The 17,478-nt window shown below is 70.1% G+C and carries 14 protein-coding genes; 7 read left to right on the top strand and 7 right to left on the bottom strand.

Annotated elements, in window-relative coordinates:
* Window positions 1–110: 110 nt before the first annotated feature.
* Together AAFN69_RS01330 and AAFN69_RS01325 are read right to left on the bottom strand one after the other, a co-directional pair.
* Entirely contained in the window at window positions 111–2,393 is a 2,283-nt protein-coding gene (locus tag AAFN69_RS01330) for a (Fe-S)-binding protein (RefSeq protein ID WP_347726338.1), read from the bottom strand.
* A 156-nt stretch (window positions 2,394–2,549) separates the two neighbouring features.
* The gene (locus AAFN69_RS01325) at window positions 2,550–3,098 is read right to left on the bottom strand and encodes a sugar transferase (RefSeq protein WP_347726337.1); all 549 of its coding nucleotides are present in this window, start codon (window positions 3,096–3,098) and stop codon (window positions 2,550–2,552) included.
* 309 nt (window positions 3,099–3,407) lie between these two features.
* Here AAFN69_RS01325 and dnaK point away from each other — a divergent pair, with 309 nt between their 5' ends.
* From dnaK to AAFN69_RS01305, 4 genes are all read left to right on the top strand, one after another.
* Window positions 3,408–5,264: a molecular chaperone DnaK gene (gene dnaK / locus AAFN69_RS01320; RefSeq protein WP_347726336.1), complete on the top strand. Its 1,857-nt coding sequence runs from the start codon at window positions 3,408–3,410 to the stop codon at window positions 5,262–5,264.
* Window positions 5,261–5,917, top strand: coding sequence for a nucleotide exchange factor GrpE (gene grpE, locus AAFN69_RS01315; RefSeq protein WP_347726335.1), 657 nt, complete (start codon window positions 5,261–5,263; stop codon window positions 5,915–5,917). The genes dnaK and grpE overlap by 4 nt, the downstream gene beginning before the upstream one ends.
* A gap of 221 nt (window positions 5,918–6,138) precedes the next feature.
* Window positions 6,139–7,338, top strand: coding sequence for a molecular chaperone DnaJ (gene dnaJ, locus AAFN69_RS01310; protein WP_347726334.1), 1,200 nt, complete (start codon window positions 6,139–6,141; stop codon window positions 7,336–7,338).
* A gap of 6 nt (window positions 7,339–7,344) precedes the next feature.
* Window positions 7,345–7,797 carry a helix-turn-helix domain-containing protein gene (locus AAFN69_RS01305; RefSeq protein ID WP_347726333.1) on the top strand — a complete coding sequence of 151 codons (453 nt, stop codon included), beginning with the start codon at window positions 7,345–7,347 and terminating at the stop codon, window positions 7,795–7,797.
* Between the two features lie 194 nt (window positions 7,798–7,991).
* On the opposite strand, the gene AAFN69_RS01300 is transcribed toward AAFN69_RS01305, so the two are convergent.
* Complete coding sequence (locus AAFN69_RS01300) at window positions 7,992–8,975, bottom strand: helix-turn-helix transcriptional regulator (protein WP_347726332.1); 984 nt, start codon at window positions 8,973–8,975, stop codon at window positions 7,992–7,994.
* Window positions 8,976–9,287: 312 nt separating this feature from the next.
* On the opposite strand from AAFN69_RS01300, the gene AAFN69_RS01295 reads away from it, so the two are divergent.
* Complete coding sequence (locus tag AAFN69_RS01295; RefSeq protein WP_190120959.1) at window positions 9,288–9,608, top strand: (2Fe-2S)-binding protein; 321 nt, start codon at window positions 9,288–9,290, stop codon at window positions 9,606–9,608.
* A gap of 286 nt (window positions 9,609–9,894) precedes the next feature.
* On the opposite strand, the gene AAFN69_RS01290 is transcribed toward AAFN69_RS01295, so the two are convergent.
* On the bottom strand, window positions 9,895–10,302 hold the full coding sequence (locus AAFN69_RS01290) for a TIGR03618 family F420-dependent PPOX class oxidoreductase (RefSeq protein WP_347726331.1): 408 nt from the start codon (window positions 10,300–10,302) through the stop codon (window positions 9,895–9,897).
* A gap of 178 nt (window positions 10,303–10,480) precedes the next feature.
* Here AAFN69_RS01290 and clpB point away from each other — a divergent pair, with 178 nt between their 5' ends.
* Window positions 10,481–13,078 (top strand): ATP-dependent chaperone ClpB, encoded by a 2,598-nt coding sequence (gene clpB, locus AAFN69_RS01285; RefSeq protein WP_347726330.1) that lies wholly within the window; start codon window positions 10,481–10,483, stop codon window positions 13,076–13,078.
* A gap of 214 nt (window positions 13,079–13,292) precedes the next feature.
* The gene (locus AAFN69_RS01280; protein ID WP_347726329.1) at window positions 13,293–13,835 is read left to right on the top strand and encodes a YbjN domain-containing protein; all 543 of its coding nucleotides are present in this window, start codon (window positions 13,293–13,295) and stop codon (window positions 13,833–13,835) included.
* A gap of 49 nt (window positions 13,836–13,884) precedes the next feature.
* Here the strand turns inward: AAFN69_RS01280 and AAFN69_RS01275 are convergent, their stop codons facing one another.
* The 3 genes from AAFN69_RS01275 to AAFN69_RS01265 form a co-directional block, all read right to left on the bottom strand.
* Window positions 13,885–15,075, bottom strand: coding sequence for a hypothetical protein (locus AAFN69_RS01275; RefSeq protein ID WP_347726328.1), 1,191 nt, complete (start codon window positions 15,073–15,075; stop codon window positions 13,885–13,887).
* 281 nt (window positions 15,076–15,356) lie between these two features.
* Window positions 15,357–16,562, bottom strand: a complete 1,206-nt coding sequence (locus tag AAFN69_RS01270; protein WP_347726327.1) for a pyridoxal phosphate-dependent aminotransferase — start codon at window positions 16,560–16,562, stop codon at window positions 15,357–15,359.
* 328 nt (window positions 16,563–16,890) lie between these two features.
* Window positions 16,891–17,085, bottom strand: coding sequence for a hypothetical protein (locus AAFN69_RS01265; RefSeq protein ID WP_347726326.1), 195 nt, complete (start codon window positions 17,083–17,085; stop codon window positions 16,891–16,893).
* Window positions 17,086–17,478: the final 393 nt, after the last annotated feature.

Here is a 17,478-nt window from a genome sequence, read left to right as displayed (position 1 = left end):
TCATCCCTGGCCCGGCCGTCCCGCGTACACCGCTTCCCGCAGGGCGGTACGGAACGGCGGCCGGACCCGCCCCCGAGGCGGATCCGGCCGCCGGCACCTGTGGTGCGGGGCTACTTCACGGGTTCCGGTTCCGGTGTGCCCGCGGGCTCGTCGGATGAGGCCGGGTCCGCGGGGGGCCGCTTCACCGACTCCAGCAGCAACTGGGCCACATCCACCACCTGGAGGGCCTCCTTCGCCGTCCCGTCGTTCTTCTTGCCGTTCACCGAGTCGGTCAGCATGACCAGGCAGAACGGGCAGGCGGTGGAGACGATGTCGGGGTTGAGGGAGAGGGCCTCGTCGACGCGCTCGTTGTTGATGCGCTTGCCGATCCGCTCCTCCATCCACATCCGCGCGCCGCCGGCGCCACAGCAGAAGCCGCGCTCCTTGTGGCGGTGCATCTCCTGCTGGCGCAGGCCCGGGACGGCGGACATGATCTCGCGCGGCGGGGTGTAGACCTTGTTGTGCCGGCCCAGATAGCAGGGGTCGTGGTACGTGATCAGGCCGTCGACCGGGGTGACCGGGACCAGCCGTCCCTCGTCGATCAGATGCTGGAGCAGCTGGGTGTGGTGGATGACCTCGAATTCGCCGCCCAGTTGCGGGTACTCGTTGGCGATGGTGTTGAAGCAGTGGGGGCAGGTGGCGACGATCCGCTTCGCCGACCTGGGCTTCCGGGTGGAGTCGTCCTCGTCATCCTCGCCGAAGGCCGTGTTCAGCATGGCCACGTTCTCCTGGCCGAGCTGCTGGAACAGGGGCTCATTGCCCAGCCGCCGCGGGGAGTCGCCGGTGCACTTCTCCTCGCCGCCCATGATCGCGAACTTCACGCCCGCCATGTGCAGCAGCTCCGCGAACGCCTTGGTCGTCTTCTTCGCCCGGTCCTCCAGCGCGCCCGCGCAGCCGACCCAGTACAGATAGTCGACCTCGGTGAGATCCTCGATGTCCCGGCCCACGATGGGGACCTCGAAGTCGACCTCCTTGGTCCACTCCACGCGCTGCTTCTTCGCCAGGCCCCAGGGGTTGCCCTTCTTCTCCAGGTTCTTGAGCATCGTGCCCGCCTCGGACGGGAACGCGGACTCGATCATCACCTGATAGCGGCGCATGTCGACGATGTGGTCGATGTGCTCGATGTCGACCGGGCACTGCTCGACACAGGCGCCGCAGGTGGTGCACGACCAGAGCACATCCGGGTCGATGACGCCGTTCTCCTCGAACGTGCCGATCAGCGGGCGCCCGGCCTCGGCCAGGGCCGCCGCCGGTACGTCCTTGAGGGCCTCGGCCGACGCCTTCTCCTCGCCCTCCATCGTCTTGCCGCCGCCGGCCAGCAGATAGGGGGCCTTGGCATGGGCGTGGTCGCGCAGCGACATGATCAGGAGCTTGGGGGAGAGCGGCTTCCCGGTGTTCCAGGCCGGGCACTGCGACTGGCAGCGCCCGCATTCGGTGCAGGTGGAGAAGTCGAGAAGGCCCTTCCAGGAGAAGTGCTCGACCTGGGAGGCGCCGAAGACGGCCTCCTCGCCCTCGTCGTCGAAGACCGTCTCGAAGTCGATCTCCTTGCCGCCGGAGGTCATCGGCAGCAGGGCGCCCAGCGCGGTCGCGCCGTCGGCGTTCCGCTTGAACCAGATGTTGGGGAAGCCGAGGAAGCGGTGCCAGGCCACGCCCATGTTGGTGTTGAGCGAGACCGTGATCATCCAGATCAGCGAGGCGCCGATCTTGATCATGGCGGTGAGGTAGGTCAGCGTCTGGAGGGTCGGCAGGCTGAGCCCGTCGAAGGCCGCCACCAGGGGGTACGAGGCGAAGTACGCGGCCTCGTAGCCGTCCACGTGGTGGAGGGCGCCCTCCAGTCCGCGCAGGACGAGGATGGCCAGGCCGATGATGAGGATGACGTACTCGACGAAGTACGCCTGCCATGCCTTGGAGCCGGCGAAGCGCGATTTGCGGCCCGCCCGTGAGGGCAGGTTCAGCAGCCGGATCGCCATCAGGATCAGGATGCCGACCACGGTCATCAGGCTGATGAACTCGATGTACAGCTCGAACGGCAGGAAGCCGCCGAGCACCGGCAGCACCCAGTCGGCCTGGAAGAGCTGGCCGTAGGCGTGCAGCAGGGTCGGCGGGAGGGTGAGGAAGCCGATCGCGACGAACCAGTGCGCGAAGCCGACGATGCCCCACCGGTTCATCCGGCTGTGGCCGAGGAATTCCCTGGCCAGGGTGATCGTGCGCTCTTTCGGCCGGTCCGTGCGGCTGCCCGCCGGCACGGCCCGGCCGAGTTTGACGAAGTGGAAGATCTGCGCGACGGCTCGGGCGATGAGCGCAACGCCGACCACGGTCAGGACCAGCGACACGATGATCGCGGCGAGTTGCATGTCGGGCTCCTCGGGCGCCTGCGAGGTGGGGAACACGGCACTGATCCGGCACCGCCCGGAGTCACTACTAAGCGGTAACTTAATCAGTTCGTGCTGAGACTACCCATTCCTTCCGCCGCACTGTAGCCACGCGGCCGGTGATCTGTGTCGCTCAGGTCACCCTTCCCCGGCGCGTCTCCAGCGGGCCGCCGGGCGGCGGGACGGGGGCCGGCCGCGGACCGCCGCCGGGAGGGTGCGCGCCAGGACGGCCAGATCCATGCCGATCCAGTGCTCGTCCACATAGTGCAGATCCAGTACGCCCCGCTCCTCCCACGGCAGTCCGGAGCGCCCGCCCACCTGCCACAGACCGGTGACCCCGGGGCGCACGGAGGCGCGGGCCCGGTCTGCGCCCGGCGCCGGGGCCGGGCCGGACGGGGGCATCGGGCGCGGCCCCACCAGGGACATCTCGCCCCGCACGACATTGACGAGCTGGGGCAGATGGTCCAGGAAGTGCCGGTGCAGCGCCCTGCCCAGCCGGGTGCCGCGGTCCGTGCGGAAGCTCAGTATCGGGAAGGGGCGCCCGCCGAGGCCCGCGCGCTCCCGGGGTACGAGGACGGGGCCGCGGGAGGTCTCGGCCACCGCCGCGGCGATCACCAGCAGCGGGGCGGCCAGGAGAAGGAGCAGGGCCGATCCGGCGATCATGTCGAACGCCCGTTTGGGCTGCACTGATGCTCCCTGGGGGAGGAGGGTTCCTGTCGTTTGTGTAGTGATCTGAGTTCTTTCGGGATGCTTTGGGGGTGTTTCGGGAATGACTGTGGCAGACGGGGTGGGCGGGGTGGGGGTGCCGCGCGTCCGGTGGGGTCATGGATGTCGTGGGGTGCGCGGGGTCTCGCCCCGCAGGCGGGCGGCCTCTCCGGGGTGCGGATAAGCGGGGGATAAAAGTTGAGTCCATCCGACTCAGGTCTGTTGACTCGGAGAGGAAGGTCGTGCATCCTTGAGCCAGATCCACTCAAGTAGTCAGCTGGAGGAATTGACATGGCACGTGCGGTCGGCATCGACCTGGGCACGACTAACTCCGTCGTCAGCGTTCTGGAGGGCGGCGAGCCCACCGTCATCACCAACGCCGAGGGTGCCCGGACCACGCCGTCCGTCGTGGCCTTCGCGAAGAACGGTGAGGTGCTGGTCGGCGAGGTCGCCAAGCGCCAGGCGGTCACCAACGTCGACAGGACCATCCGGTCGGTCAAGCGCCACATGGGCACCGACTGGAAGATCGAGCTGGACGGGAAGAACTTCAACCCGCAGCAGATGAGCGCCTTCATTCTGCAGAAGCTCAAGCGCGACGCGGAGGCTTACCTGGGCGAGAAGGTGACCGACGCGGTCATCACCGTCCCGGCGTACTTCAACGACTCCGAGCGCCAGGCGACCAAGGAGGCCGGTGAGATCGCGGGCCTCAACGTCCTGCGCATCGTCAACGAGCCCACCGCCGCCGCGCTGGCGTACGGCCTCGACAAGGACGACCAGACGATCCTCGTCTTCGACCTCGGCGGCGGCACCTTCGACGTCTCGCTGCTGGAGATCGGCGACGGTGTCGTCGAGGTCAAGGCCACCAACGGCGACAACCACCTCGGTGGTGACGACTGGGACCAGCGGGTCGTCGACTACCTGGTGAAGCAGTTCGCCAACGGCCACGGCGTGGACCTGTCCAAGGACAAGATGGCTCTCCAGCGTCTCCGCGAGGCCGCGGAGAAGGCGAAGATCGAGCTCTCCTCGTCCACCGAGACGTCCATCAACCTGCCCTACATCACGGCGTCCGCCGAGGGCCCGCTGCACCTGGACGAGAAGCTCACCCGCGCCCAGTTCCAGCAGCTGACCGCGGACCTGCTGGAGCGCTGCAAGACCCCGTTCCAGAACGTCATCAAGGACGCGGGCATCGCCCTCTCCGAGATCGACCACGTCGTGCTCGTCGGCGGCTCCACCCGCATGCCGGCCGTCGCCGAGCTGGTCAAGCAGCTCACCGGCGGCCAGGAGGCCAACAAGGGTGTGAACCCCGACGAGGTCGTCGCCATCGGCGCCGCCCTCCAGGCCGGTGTCCTCAAGGGCGAGGTCAAGGACGTACTCCTCCTCGACGTCACCCCGCTCTCCCTCGGCATTGAGACCAAGGGCGGCATCATGACCAAGCTCATCGAGCGGAACACCACGATTCCGACGAAGCGCTCCGAGATCTTCACGACGGCCGAGGACAACCAGCCGTCCGTGCAGATCCAGGTCTACCAGGGCGAGCGCGAGATCGCGGCGTACAACAAGAAGCTCGGCATGTTCGAGCTGACCGGTCTGCCGCCGGCCCCGCGCGGGGTCCCGCAGATCGAGGTCGCCTTCGACATCGACGCCAACGGCATCATGCACGTGACCGCGAAGGACCTGGGCACGGGCAAGGAGCAGAAGATGACCGTCACCGGCGGCTCCTCGCTGCCGAAGGACGAGGTCGACCGGATGCGCCAGGAGGCCGAGCAGTACGCGGACGAGGACCACCGCCGCCGCGAGGCCGCCGAGTCCCGCAACCAGGGCGAGCAGCTCGTCTACCAGACCGAGAAGTTCCTCAAGGACAACGAGGACAAGGTCCCCGGCGATGTGAAGACCGAGGTCGAGGCCGCTGTCGCCGAGCTGAAGGAGAAGCTCAAGGGCGAGGACAGCGCCGAGATCCGCACCGCCACCGAGAAGGTCGGCGCGGTCTCCCAGAAGCTGGGCCAGGCGCTCTACGCGGACGCCCAGGGCGCCGCCGCCGGTGACGCCCCGGGCGACGCCGGTGCGGCCGGCCAGGCCAAGGCCGAGGACGATGTCGTGGACGCCGAGATCGTCGACGACGAGAAGGACACCAAGGGTGGTGCCGCGTGACGGAGGAGACTCCGGGCTTCGAGGAGGAGCCCGACGTCCCTTCCGGCGCCACCTCTGACGACGCCGACGCCGCCGAGTCCGCCGAACCCTCCGACAAGGAGGGGGAGGCGGCCCCGGGGGCAGGGGACGCAGCCAAGATCGCAGGTCTGACGGCTCAGCTGGACCAGGTCCGCACCGCGCTCAACGAGCGCACCGGGGACCTCCAGCGGCTCCAGGCCGAGTACCAGAACTACCGCCGCAGGGTGGAGCGGGACAGGATCACGGTCAAGGAGATCGCCACCGCGTCTCTCCTCTCCGACCTGCTGCCCGTGCTGGACGACATCGGCCGTGCCCGGGAGCACGGGGAGCTGGTGGGCGGCTTCAAGTCCGTCGCCGAATCCCTGGAGACCTCGGTCGCCAAGATGGGCCTCCAGCAGTTCGGCAAGGAGGGCGAGCCCTTCGACCCGACCATCCACGAGGCGCTGATGCACAGCTATGCGCCGGATGTCACCGAGACGACATGCGTCGCGGTGCTCCAGCCGGGGTATCGCATCGGCGAGCGGACCATCCGCCCCGCCCGGGTCGCGGTCGCCGAGCCCCAGCCGGGCGCGGCACCCGCCGGCAAGGACGAGGCGGCGGCCGACGAGGACGGCGCCGGCCCGGACGAGGGCTGACGCATCGCAGTCCGGGGCAGCGGTCCGCGAGGACCGGGGCCCATGAGCAGTGAGGGTCCGGAGCCATCCGGACAGCGGCCCGCGGCGGGTTCCGGGTCCGGTACGGAGAGTGCTCCGGACCGGGCCCGGAACACCGGCCGGGCCGTGATGGTCGGGACCGCGGCAGCGGTTGACGTGACAGTGACAAAGATCCGGAACACCGTCCGGAAGGAGGGACGCCGATGAGCACCAAGGACTTCGTCGAGAAGGACTACTACAAGGTCCTCGGCGTTCCCAAGGACGCCACCGAGGCCGAGATCAAGAAGGCGTACCGGAAGCTCGCCCGCGAGTACCACCCGGACGCCAACAAGGGTGACACCGGGGCCGAGGAGCGCTTCAAGGAGATCTCCGAGGCCAATGACATCCTCGGCGACCCCAAGCGGCGCAAGGAGTACGACGAGGCCCGCGCCCTCTTCGGCAACGGCGGCTTCCGCCCCGGTCCCGGCGGGCCCGGGGGCGGATCCTTCAACTTCGACCTGGGCGACCTCTTCGGGGGCACCGCCCCGGGCGGTGCCGGCGCGGGCCAGCCCGGCGCCGGCGGGTTCGGCGGCGGGCTCGGGGATGTGTTCGGCGGCCTCTTCAACCGCGGCTCCGGGCCCACCGGTCCCCGTGTCCAGCCGCGGCGCGGCCAGGACGTCGAGTCCGAGGTGACGCTCAGCTTCACCGAGGCCGTGGACGGGGCCACCGTCCCGCTGCGGATGTCCAGCTCGGCCGCGTGCAAGGCGTGTTCGGGCACCGGCGACAAGAACGGCACCCCCAGGGTCTGCCCGACCTGTGTCGGCACCGGCCAGGTCTCGCGCGGCGGCAGCGGATCCTTCTCGCTGACCGATCCCTGTGTGGAGTGCAAGGGCCGCGGCCTGATCGCCCAGGACCCCTGCGAGGTCTGCAAGGGCAGCGGGCGCGCCCGCTCCTCGCGCACCATGCAGGTCAGGATTCCGCCGGGGGTCGCCGACGGCCAGCGGATCAGGCTGCGCGGCAAGGGTGCCCCGGGCGAGCGCGGCGGCCCGGCCGGTGACCTCTATGTCGTGGTCCATGTCGGGGACCACCCGGTCTTCGGCCGCAAGGACGACAACCTCACCATCACCGTGCCCGTCACCTATCCGGAGGCGGTGCTCGGCGGCGAGGTGAAGGTGCCCACCCTCGGTGGGCCGCCGGTCACCCTGAAGCTCCCGGCCGGGACTCCCAATGGCCGGACCATGCGCGCCCGCGGCAAGGGGGCCGTCCGCAAGGACGGGACCCGTGGTGACCTGCTGGTCACCGTCGAGGTCGCGGTTCCCGAGGACTTGGGCGACAAGGCGAAGGAAGCGCTGGAGGCGTACCGCGAAGCCACCGCGGACGAGGACCCGAGGGCCGAGCTGTTCCAGGCCGCGAAGGGAGCATGAGGTTTCATGGACGGAAGGCGTCGCAACCCCTATGAGCTGACCGACGAGTCGCCGGTGTACGTGATCTCGGTGGCCGCACAGCTCTCCGGTCTGCATCCGCAAACACTGCGGCAGTACGACCGGCTGGGGCTGGTCTCACCCGATCGCACCGCCGGGCGGGGCCGCCGGTACTCGGCCCGTGACATCCAGCTGCTGCGCACCGTCCAGCAGCTCTCCCAGGACGAGGGCATCAACCTCGCCGGCATCAAGCGCATCATCGAGCTGGAGCACCAGGTCGCGGCATTGCAGTCGCGGGTCGCCGAGCTGTCGGCGGCGGTCGAGGGCGCCGCGGTGGCGATGCGCCAGCGCGAGGCGCAGGTGCATGCCTCCTACCGGCGCGATCTGGTGCCGTACCAGGAGGTGCAGCAGGCGAGCGCGCTGGTCGTCTGGCGCCCCAGACGGGGCGAGGGCGGGCAGTGAGCCCGATTCCGGTCCGGTAGAGCCCCATCCCGGGCCCCCGGGCCCGTACGTGGCTCCGGCGCGGCCGTGCGGCCGTTTCGCCCGCCTCCGCGCCGATCTCAAACCTCCCTACCATCGCCCCCGCCGTTCGGCGCGTCGGGGGCGATGGTTTCCGGCCCTTGTACGGAGCGCGGCCGGCGCGGGGTGACGCCGCCTCAGGAATCCTGTTCCAGGATCCCCGACTGGGCGATCAGATACCCCAGCTGAGTCCGGCTTCCGCTGCCCAGCGATGAGCCCAGCTTGGCGATGTGGGCCCGGCAGGTCCGTACATTCATCCCGAGACGACGGGCGATCGCCTCGTCCACATGGCCTTCCACCAGCAGTTTCGCGATGGATCGCTGTACTCCGGTGATCCCGCCCAGATCGGGGCCGTAGGTGACCGGCTCCTCCCAGGGCAGTCCGTGCAGCCAGAACTGCTCGAAGACGCCGACGAGATACTCGACTATTCCCCGGTGCCGCAGCTCCAGCGCGGAGAGCCGGTCGCTGCTCGCCGGGATGAAGGCGACCTTCCGGTCCACGATGATCAGTCGGTCGATTATCTCCTCCAGTGTCCGCACCTCCACCCCGGACGGCCCGACGATCTCCATGTAGGCCAGCGTGGCGGGGTGGTGACGGGCCGTGTGCTGATAGAGCGTGCGCATCCGTACGCCCCGCTCGATCAGCGGCTTCACCCTGCGCAGGGCCTTCTCCAGCACATGGGGCTGCCGGCCGCTGCCGGGCTGGACGGTGAGCAGTTCCTCATTGCACTCCGCGGTCACCTGATCGAGGCTCGCGTTGATGCGGTTCCGGCCCTCCAGGACGGTCACTCCCTGGGGCGCGGTGGAATTCTGCGCGGTGAAGGCCATGAATGGCTCAAGTGCGTCGGTCAGCGCGACCGCTCGCCGTCTGCGCTCTTGGATCTCGCGTTCGATCGGGTATATCAGCTGTGTCAGCGCGGTCGTCGGCGCGACGGGACGGAGCCACTGCGGGTCATCGGGATCCGGGTGCAGCAGGGCGAGATCGAAGAGACACGACACTTGTTCCGCTTCCGAGCGGGCGATACGACCGGTGCGAAGACCAGCGATGTACAGATTTTTCCCAGCCTCGCATAGCTCACCGCCCGCATGAGAATGTCCAAATTCGCCCATACTAGGCGCCATATGCACCCCCCTCAGGCTCCTGCATTACAGGAACATGATGCCTGCCGTCGCTGGTGCAAGCGTTCGGAGTGAGACATCGTCTTATGCGCGGGGGAGGAGGAATGATCAAAAGAGGTGGAGATCACCCATGTCTAGGACGCTACGTGCTCTTTGTGCTCTTGCCATAGCGGCTGCCGCGCTCGGCGTTGGCGCCCTCGGTGAGCCCACCTGGGACAGCTCTCCCGCCGGCGCGCTGGTGGCGACCCAGGGCGGACCCTCACTGGGTGAAGGTGAGCCCACGTGGGATGTGGCTCCGACCAACAGCACAGAAGCATGACCGTTCCACCGGACGACCGGGTCTTCCGGCGTGAGATGGCTACGGCCTATCGCTCGGGGTGGCATTTCATCGACCTCGTCACGGCAATCCCCCACCGTGGCGACTCGTTGATGGTCACCCTGTTCGGCGAGCCGATCGTCGTGGCACGCGAAGAAGACGAGGACGTCCGAGCGTACCGGTGCCTTCGCAGGCCCCGGGGTGCCCCGCAGCCCGTACGGTGCGCCATCCGCTACGGAATGATTTTTGTCAATCTCGACCAGCGAGACCATCAGATGGTCGAGCCCGACACCACCACCGCCACCCCCCGCAGTGCTTGAGCGATTCCCCCGTCGTACCAGATCGCTCAGGCGCTTCCCCCACACAGCGGCACCATCGCGGACCTGAAACGCGATGGTGCCGCTGTGCTGTGCGCACGCGCCCGGCGCGGCCCCGGCATCCAGGGTGCCCCCGGCCCCCGGCGCCACAGGGCCTCGTACCGCCCCGTACCGCCCTGTTCGCGCCCCCGGGTCCCCGGGCCGCGCGGAAGGGTGCGTACCGCCCCCGGGGCCGCCACCGCGCCCCGCACGGGGCCGCTGAGCCGCCCCGGGCGCCCGGCCGCCGGCCTCAGCAGCGCCCGAGGGCGCGGCTCACCGTGATCTCGATGACCACCCGGTCGGGGTTGGGGCTCGGGGTCCGCCCGTACCGCTCCGCGTAGCGCTCCACCGCGTCGGCCACCGACGCCGCGTCCGTGAGGATCCGCGCCCGGCCCTCCAGGGTCGACCAGCGCTTGCGGTCCACCTGGCAGAGCGCCACCCGCGCCCCGGCCGGGTCCGCCGACCGGAGGATGTGGGCGACCTTGCGGCTGTTCCTGTTGGTGATCACCCGGGCCGTGCCCGAGGCGGGGTCGAAGGTCGCGCCGACCGGCACCACATGGAGGCTGCCGTCCGGCCGCTGGGTGCTGAGCGTGCACAGGTGGTACTCGCGCCAGAAAGCGGGATCGACCCGCGAGAGGTTGGATGCATCCGAGGACATGACCGCAGATTAGTTGCGTTCGCCAATGCTCCGCGCCGGGGGCCGTCCCCCGCCACGCGTCCGAGGCCCATGGGATGGCGCAACAGGGTTGAGTGGAATAGACTCAACTTTATGCAGGTTGAATGAGTCAGTATCAAGGGGAACGGCTTGCTTCCCCCGTAAGGAGGAGAGACCGCACGTGGATGCCGAGCTGACCAACAAGAGCCGGGACGCCATCAATGCCGCCACCAACCGCGCGGTGTCCTCGGGAAACCCGGATCTGACCCCCGCGCATCTGCTCTTCGCACTGCTCACCGGCGCCGACAACGAGAACATCGTCGATCTGCTGGCCGCCGTCGAGGCCGACCAGGCCGTCGTGCGGGCCGGGGCGGAGCAGGTCATCGCCGCCCAGCCCAGCGTGGCCGGTTCCACGGTCGCGCCGCCGCAGCCCAACCGCGAGTTCCTCGCGGTGATCGCCGATGCCGCGGAGCGCGCCAAGGAGCTGGGCGACGACTTCCTCTCCACCGAACACCTGCTGATCGGCATCGCCGCCAAGGGCGGCCAGGCCGGAGAAGTGCTGTCCGGGCAGCGCGCGACCGCCGCACGCCTGCTGGACGCCTTCGAGAACGTCCGGGGAGGACGCCGCGTGACCACACCCGATCCCGAGGGCCAGTACAAGGCGCTGGAGAAGTTCGGCACGGACTTCACCGCCGCCGCCCGGGAGGGCAAGCTCGACCCCGTCATCGGCCGGGACCAGGAGATCCGCCGGGTCGTCCAGGTGCTCTCCCGGCGCACCAAGAACAACCCCGTCCTCATCGGCGAGCCCGGCGTCGGCAAGACCGCCGTCGTGGAGGGACTCGCCCAGCGGATCGTGAAGGGCGACGTCCCCGAGTCGCTGAAGAACAAGCGGCTGGTCTCGCTCGACCTCGGCGCCATGGTGGCCGGGGCCAAGTACCGCGGCGAGTTCGAGGAGCGGCTCAAGACCGTGCTCTCCGAGATCAAGGGGAGCGACGGCCAGATCATCACCTTCATCGACGAGCTGCACACCGTCGTCGGCGCGGGCGCCGGCGGCGACTCCTCGATGGACGCCGGCAACATGCTCAAGCCGATGCTGGCCCGCGGTGAGCTGCGCATGGTCGGCGCGACCACCCTGGACGAGTACCGCGAGCGGATCGAGAAGGACCCGGCGCTGGAGCGGCGCTTCCAGCAGGTGCTGGTGGCCGAGCCCACGGTGGAGGACACCATCGCGATCCTGCGCGGGCTCAAGGGCCGTTACGAGGCCCACCACAAGGTGCAGATCGCCGACTCCGCGCTGGTGGCGGCGGCGACCCTCTCCGACCGCTACATCACCTCCCGCTTCCTGCCCGACAAGGCCATCGACCTGGTGGACGAGGCGGCCTCCCGGCTGCGGATGGAGATCGACTCCTCGCCGGTCGAGATCGACGAGCTCCAGCGGGCCGTCGACCGGCTGCTGATGGAGGAGATGGCTCTCAAGAACGAATCGGATCCCGCCTCCCGGCAGCGGCTGGAGAAGCTGCGCCGGGATCTCGCCGACAAGCAGGAGGAGCTGCGCGGCCTCACCGCCCGCTGGGAGAAGGAGAAGCAGGGCCTCAACCGGGTGGGTGAGCTGAAGGAGCGCCTGGACGAGCTCCGCGGCCAGGCCGAGCGCGCGCAGCGCGACGGCGACTTCGACTCCGCCTCCAAACTGCTGTACGGGGAGATCCCGGCCCTGGAGCGGGAGCTCGCGGAGGCGTCGGAGGCCGAGGAGGAGGCGCGTTCCGGCAGCCGCGCCACCATGGTCAAGGAAGAGGTCGGCCCCGACGACATCGCCGATGTGGTCGGCTCCTGGACCGGCATTCCGGCCGGGCGGCTGCTGGAGGGCGAGACCCAGAAGCTGCTGCGGATGGAGGACGAGCTCGGCCGCCGGCTGATCGGCCAGACCGAGGCCGTACGGGCGGTGTCGGACGCGGTGCGGCGTACGCGCGCGGGCATCGCCGATCCCGACCGGCCGACCGGATCCTTCCTCTTCCTCGGCCCCACCGGTGTCGGCAAGACCGAACTGGCCAAGGCGCTGGCGGACTTCCTCTTCGACGACGAGCGGGCGATGATCCGCATCGACATGTCGGAGTACGGCGAGAAGCACAGCGTGGCCCGGCTGGTCGGCGCGCCTCCCGGCTATGTGGGGTACGAGGAGGGCGGCCAGCTCACCGAGGCGGTGCGCCGCCGTCCGTACAGCGTGGTGCTGCTCGACGAGGTGGAGAAGGCGCATCCGGAGGTCTTCGACATCCTCCTCCAGGTGCTGGACGACGGCCGGCTCACCGACGGCCAGGGCCGCACGGTGGACTTCCGGAACACGATCCTGATCCTGACCTCCAATCTCGGCAGCCACTTCCTGGTGGATCCGCAGACCACGCCGGAGGAGAAGAAGCAGCAGGTCCTGGAGGTCGTACGGGCCTCCTTCAAGCCGGAGTTCATCAACCGGCTGGACGATCTGGTGGTCTTCTCGGCGCTGGACAAGGCCGAACTGGAACAGATCGCCAGGCTCCAGATCGACCGGCTCGCCAAGCGGCTCGCGGAGCGCCGGCTCACCCTGGAGGTCACCCCGAAGGCGCTGGAGTGGCTGGCCGAGGAGGGCAATGACCCGGCGTACGGGGCACGGCCGCTGCGGCGGCTGGTGCAGACGGCGATCGGGGACCGGCTGGCGAGGGAGATTCTCTCCGGCGAGGTCTCGGACGGGGACACGGTGCGGGTGGACCGCGTCGGGGACGGGCTGACCGTGGGCCGGGCGGAGGTCTGACGGCCGGAGCCGGGGCGGGGGATCCCCGCCCCGGCTCCGCCGCCCTGCCCCGGATGGCGGCTTTTCGGGCCCCTTTGGCAGTGATCGTTCCGGTGTGCGGTGCCCGGCCGGGGCACCGCCGCCGGAGGGGTCCGGGCCGATGCCGGGGTGGGGGTTGCCACGCCCGCCCCGGCATGGGGGAGGATGGCGGCAACCGTACGAAGGGAAATTCACGGTGACCATCGATCCGTCCTCGATTCCTAATTTCGGGGGCCAGCCCCAGCCTCAGGCCGCAGGACCGGCGGGCCCCGTCGTTCCCGACCAGGACCTGGTCAAGCAGCTCCTCGACCAGATGGAGCTGAAGTACGTCGTTGACGACGAGGGCGACCTCGCGGCACCGTGGGAGGAATTCCGCACGTACTTCATGTTCCGCGGCGAGGACGACCAGCAGGTCTTCTCCGTCCGGACCTACTACGACCGGCCGCTGCCGGTCGAGGAGCGGGCCAAGATCCTCGAGGTGATCGACGGCTGGAACCGTCTCACCCTGTGGCCCAAGGTCTACACGCACCTCCACGAGGACGAGGAGGGCGGCGCCACCATCCGCCTCATCGGTGAGGCGCAGATGCTCATCGGCACCGGTGTGGCCCTGGAGCACTTCGTGTCCTCCACGGTCAGCTGGGTGCGGGCCGCCATCGAGTTCGACAAGTGGCTGGTCGAGCAGCTGGGCCTGGCGCCCGCGTCGGAGGAGTCCGACGACAAGCCCGACGACGCCGCCTGAGCCACCCCGCACCCGCGCGCACCCGGCTCCGGGGGCGCCGGACGAGGTCTCAGAGCGCCATCGGGGACAGTGTCAGCAGATACGTCCCATAGGCGAACGAGAGCCCGGCCAGGGCGGCGGCCACCACGGCCGCCGCTCCGGGCCGGGCTTTCGCCATCGCCAGCGCCGCCGGCACCAGCAGCGGGAAGGCCGGCAGCAGAAAACGCGGCTTGGACTCGAAGAAGCCGGAGCCGCCCACCGTGATCAGCACCAGCACGCCGGTGTAGACGAGCAGCGCGAGCGGCGGACGCTCCGACACCAGCAGCAGGAAGAGCACCACCGAGACGGCGACGATCACCAGGGTCATCGTCATCGGCAGCAGCGCGGGCCGGAGCACGATGTCCCGCACCACCCGCAGCGCCCCGGTGCCGAAGTCGAACTTCGAGGTCCAGCCGCGCTGCACGGCGAAGTAGCCGCCGGCCGGATCGCCGGTGCGGAAACCGACGTACAGGACATAGGCGCACCAGCCGAGCGGTGCCGCGCCGGCCGCCGCCCAGACGCCCGGGGCGGGGCGCGCGCCGCGCCGGCGGGCCCGGAACACCTCCTGCACGGCGACCGCCAGCACCGCCGCCGCCACCGCGATGCCATTGGGCCGGGCGAGTCCGGCCAGCGCCGCGAGCGCGCCCGCCCAGAGCCACCGCCCGGTGAGCACCGCGTACAGCGACCAGGCGGCGAAGGCGGTGAGGACCGGCTCCGTATAGGCCATCGAGAGCACGACCGAGTGCGGCAGCAGCCCCCAGACCAGGACGAGCAGGGCCGCCGCGCGCCGCCCGTACAGCCGCTCGCCGATGGCGTGGATGCCCCAGGCCGCCGCGCCCGCCGCGGTCCAGGAGATCAGCAGTCCGGCGGTTCCGCTGGTGACGGGGAGTACGGAGGTCACCGCGCGGATCAGCCCGGGGTAGAGCGGGAAGAACGCCAGATCGCTCTGGACCGCGCCGTCGGGCCAGGTCAGCACCCGGCCGTAGCCGTGCTCGGCGATGAGCATGTACCAGTCCGAGTCCCAGGATCTGGCCAGCGTCCGCCGGGCCGGGCGGTCGATGTGCCGGGCCCAGCCCGCCATCACCAGCACCCCGGTCAGCCGGGCGGCGGCGAAGAGCCCGAGGGCGGGGAGCGCCCGCAGCAGCGAGGCCCGCGCGCGGGCGGCGCTCCCGGGTCCGTCGGCGGGCCGTGCTCCCGTCGCCGCCGCTGCTTCGGCGACCACGGTGTGAGCGGCAGGATCGGCGGACAGGGGGCACCTCCGGGCGGGCGCAGGGGTCGTCCATCCGACCATGAGCGGCCCGGGGCGCCCGCGCGAGCGCTTGGCATCCGACAGGGCCGGTTTCGGGCCCGTTCCCACCCGGTCGGCTGAAGGACCGGCCCGTGCGGCGGGTTGAAGGGCCGCCCCCGCGCGGCGGGCTGGGGGACCGCCCCCGCGCGGCGCCGGCCGAGGTCCGCCCCGTCCGCCCCGCTCCCCGGTCCGCCGGCCGGCCGGTGCCGGTGTCCTCAGCCCGCCGGTGCCAGTGTCCTCAGCCGGTCCACCGCGTCCCGCAGCACCGCCTCCCGCTTGCAGAACGCGAACCGGACGAAGGGCGCGCCCTCCTCGCGGTGGTCGTAGAAGACCGCGTTCGGAATGGCCACCACCCCGCACCGCTCCGGCAGGGCCCGGCAGAAGGCGAAGCCGTCCTTCTCGCCCAGCGGCCGGATGTCGGTGGTGATGAAGTACGTGCCGGCGGGCCGGTACACGGTGAACCCGGCGTCCGTGAGCCCCGCGCTCAACAGGTCCCGCTTGGCCCGCAGATCGTCCCGCAGCCCGTGGAAGTACTCCGCGGGCAGCCGCAGCGCCTCGGCCACCGCGTACTGGAAGGGCCCCGCCGACACATAGGTCAGGTACTGCTTCGCCGAGCGGACCGCCGAGACCAGCTCCGGGGCGGCCGTCACCCAGCCGACCTTCCAGCCGGTGAAGGAGAAGGTCTTGCCCGCCGAGCCGATGGTGACCGTGCGCTCGCGCATGCCGGGGAAGGAGGCGATCGGGAGGTGCGCGCCGTCGAAGACCAGATGCTCGTACACCTCGTCGGAGACGACCAGCAGATCCCGCTCCACGGCGAGCTCCGCGATCGCGGCCAGCTCCTCGCGGCCGAGCACCGTACCGGTGGGATTGTGCGGGGTGTTCAGCAGGATCAGCCGGGTGCGGTCGGTGACCGCGTCCCGCAGCTCGTCGAGGTCGAGCCGGTAGGCGCCGTCCCGCGGCCGGAGGGTGACCGGGACTCTGCGGCCCCCCGCCATGGCGACACAGGCGGCGTACGAGTCGTAGTACGGCTCCAGCGCGATCACCTCGTCGCCGGGTTCGACCAGGGCGAGCAGCGCCGCCGCGATCGCCTCGGTGGCGCCGGCGGTGACCAGTACCTCCGTGTCGGGATCGAACTCCAGGGCGTGGAAGCGCCGCTGGTGTCCGGAGATCGCGGCGCGCAGCTCCGGGACGCCCGGGCCCGGCGGATACTGATTGCCCCGGCCGTCCCGCAGGGCCCGCACCGCCGCCTCCCGGATCTCCTCCGGTCCGTCGGTGTCGGGGAATCCCTGCCCGAGGTTGATCGAATCCGTCCGCACGGCCAGCGCGGACATCTCCGCGAAGATCGTGGTGCCGAACTCCGCCAGCCGCCGGTTGAGCAGGGGCCGGGGGCCGCTGCGGAGGTGTTCATCCATGGTCGCCATGGCGCCCATCCTGTGCGGAACCTCTGGACTAGCTCAAGTCTGCTTTGGCGGATCGGCGCCTTGGGCATCCCCCTGGCACACAGGAATCATCACGACGAAGCAGTCGAAACCGATATCGGTTACGCAATGGCGCGGAGGATCGCTTCGGGGGAAATGTAAGGACGGTAGCCGCTATGTCAGCTTCTTTCGCCATCATTATGGTGCCGATTTTCATTATCGCCATGGTGGCTTTCGGGTTGAGTGTGCTGCGGATGACCCGCGGCGGAAGCTCTCGCCGTCACCGCGGCTACAGCGGCGGCGGTGGCCGGCGTTGGGACGGGGACGCGGATTACGGCAGCTCCTCCGGTGGCGGTGGCAGCTCTTCCGGCAGTGGGAGCTGGTGGTCGGGCAGCGACTCGTCCTCGTCCTCCTGCGGCAGCTCCTCCGGTGGCGGCGGATGTGGTGGCGGCGGTGACTGAGCGGGGGCCGAGGGCGCGCTGAATCGCGCGCGGCCCGCGCCGGGGTCGCCGGGGGGAAGGCGCATGCGGAGACGCGGTGGCGGAGGGGCTGACACGGGGCAGCCGGTCCGCCGCCGGTGCCGGGGGCCGGCCCGGAGCCGATCGGAAGACGGCTCCGGGCCGGCCCGTCTCCTGTCGCCGCGTCTCCTGTCGCCCCGTGTCCGGCCCCGGCGCGGTGCCGCGTCCACCGTGCGCCGCCCGTACCGGAATCCGGCCCGCAATCAGTGCGTAAAGCCACGCGAAACGGGTAACTGCCCGCGCAAACAGCGGGCAATCATTTCGTGACTGTTCCGATTCCGGTTCGCAACAGGAAGAGCACTCGGCGGGATCACCCGCCGGGTGCTCTTTTCTGTCCGTCTCTGACCACTGGACCCGGATTTTTCGGTCTTTTCCGGGGGTATTTTGTTGAACAGTTGAAC

The sequence above is a fragment of the Streptomyces sp. CAU 1734 genome, from assembly GCF_039888735.1.
In the GTDB taxonomy this organism is placed as follows: domain Bacteria; phylum Actinomycetota; class Actinomycetes; order Streptomycetales; family Streptomycetaceae; genus Streptomyces.
This window is presented reverse-complemented; position numbering and strand designations above follow the sequence as displayed.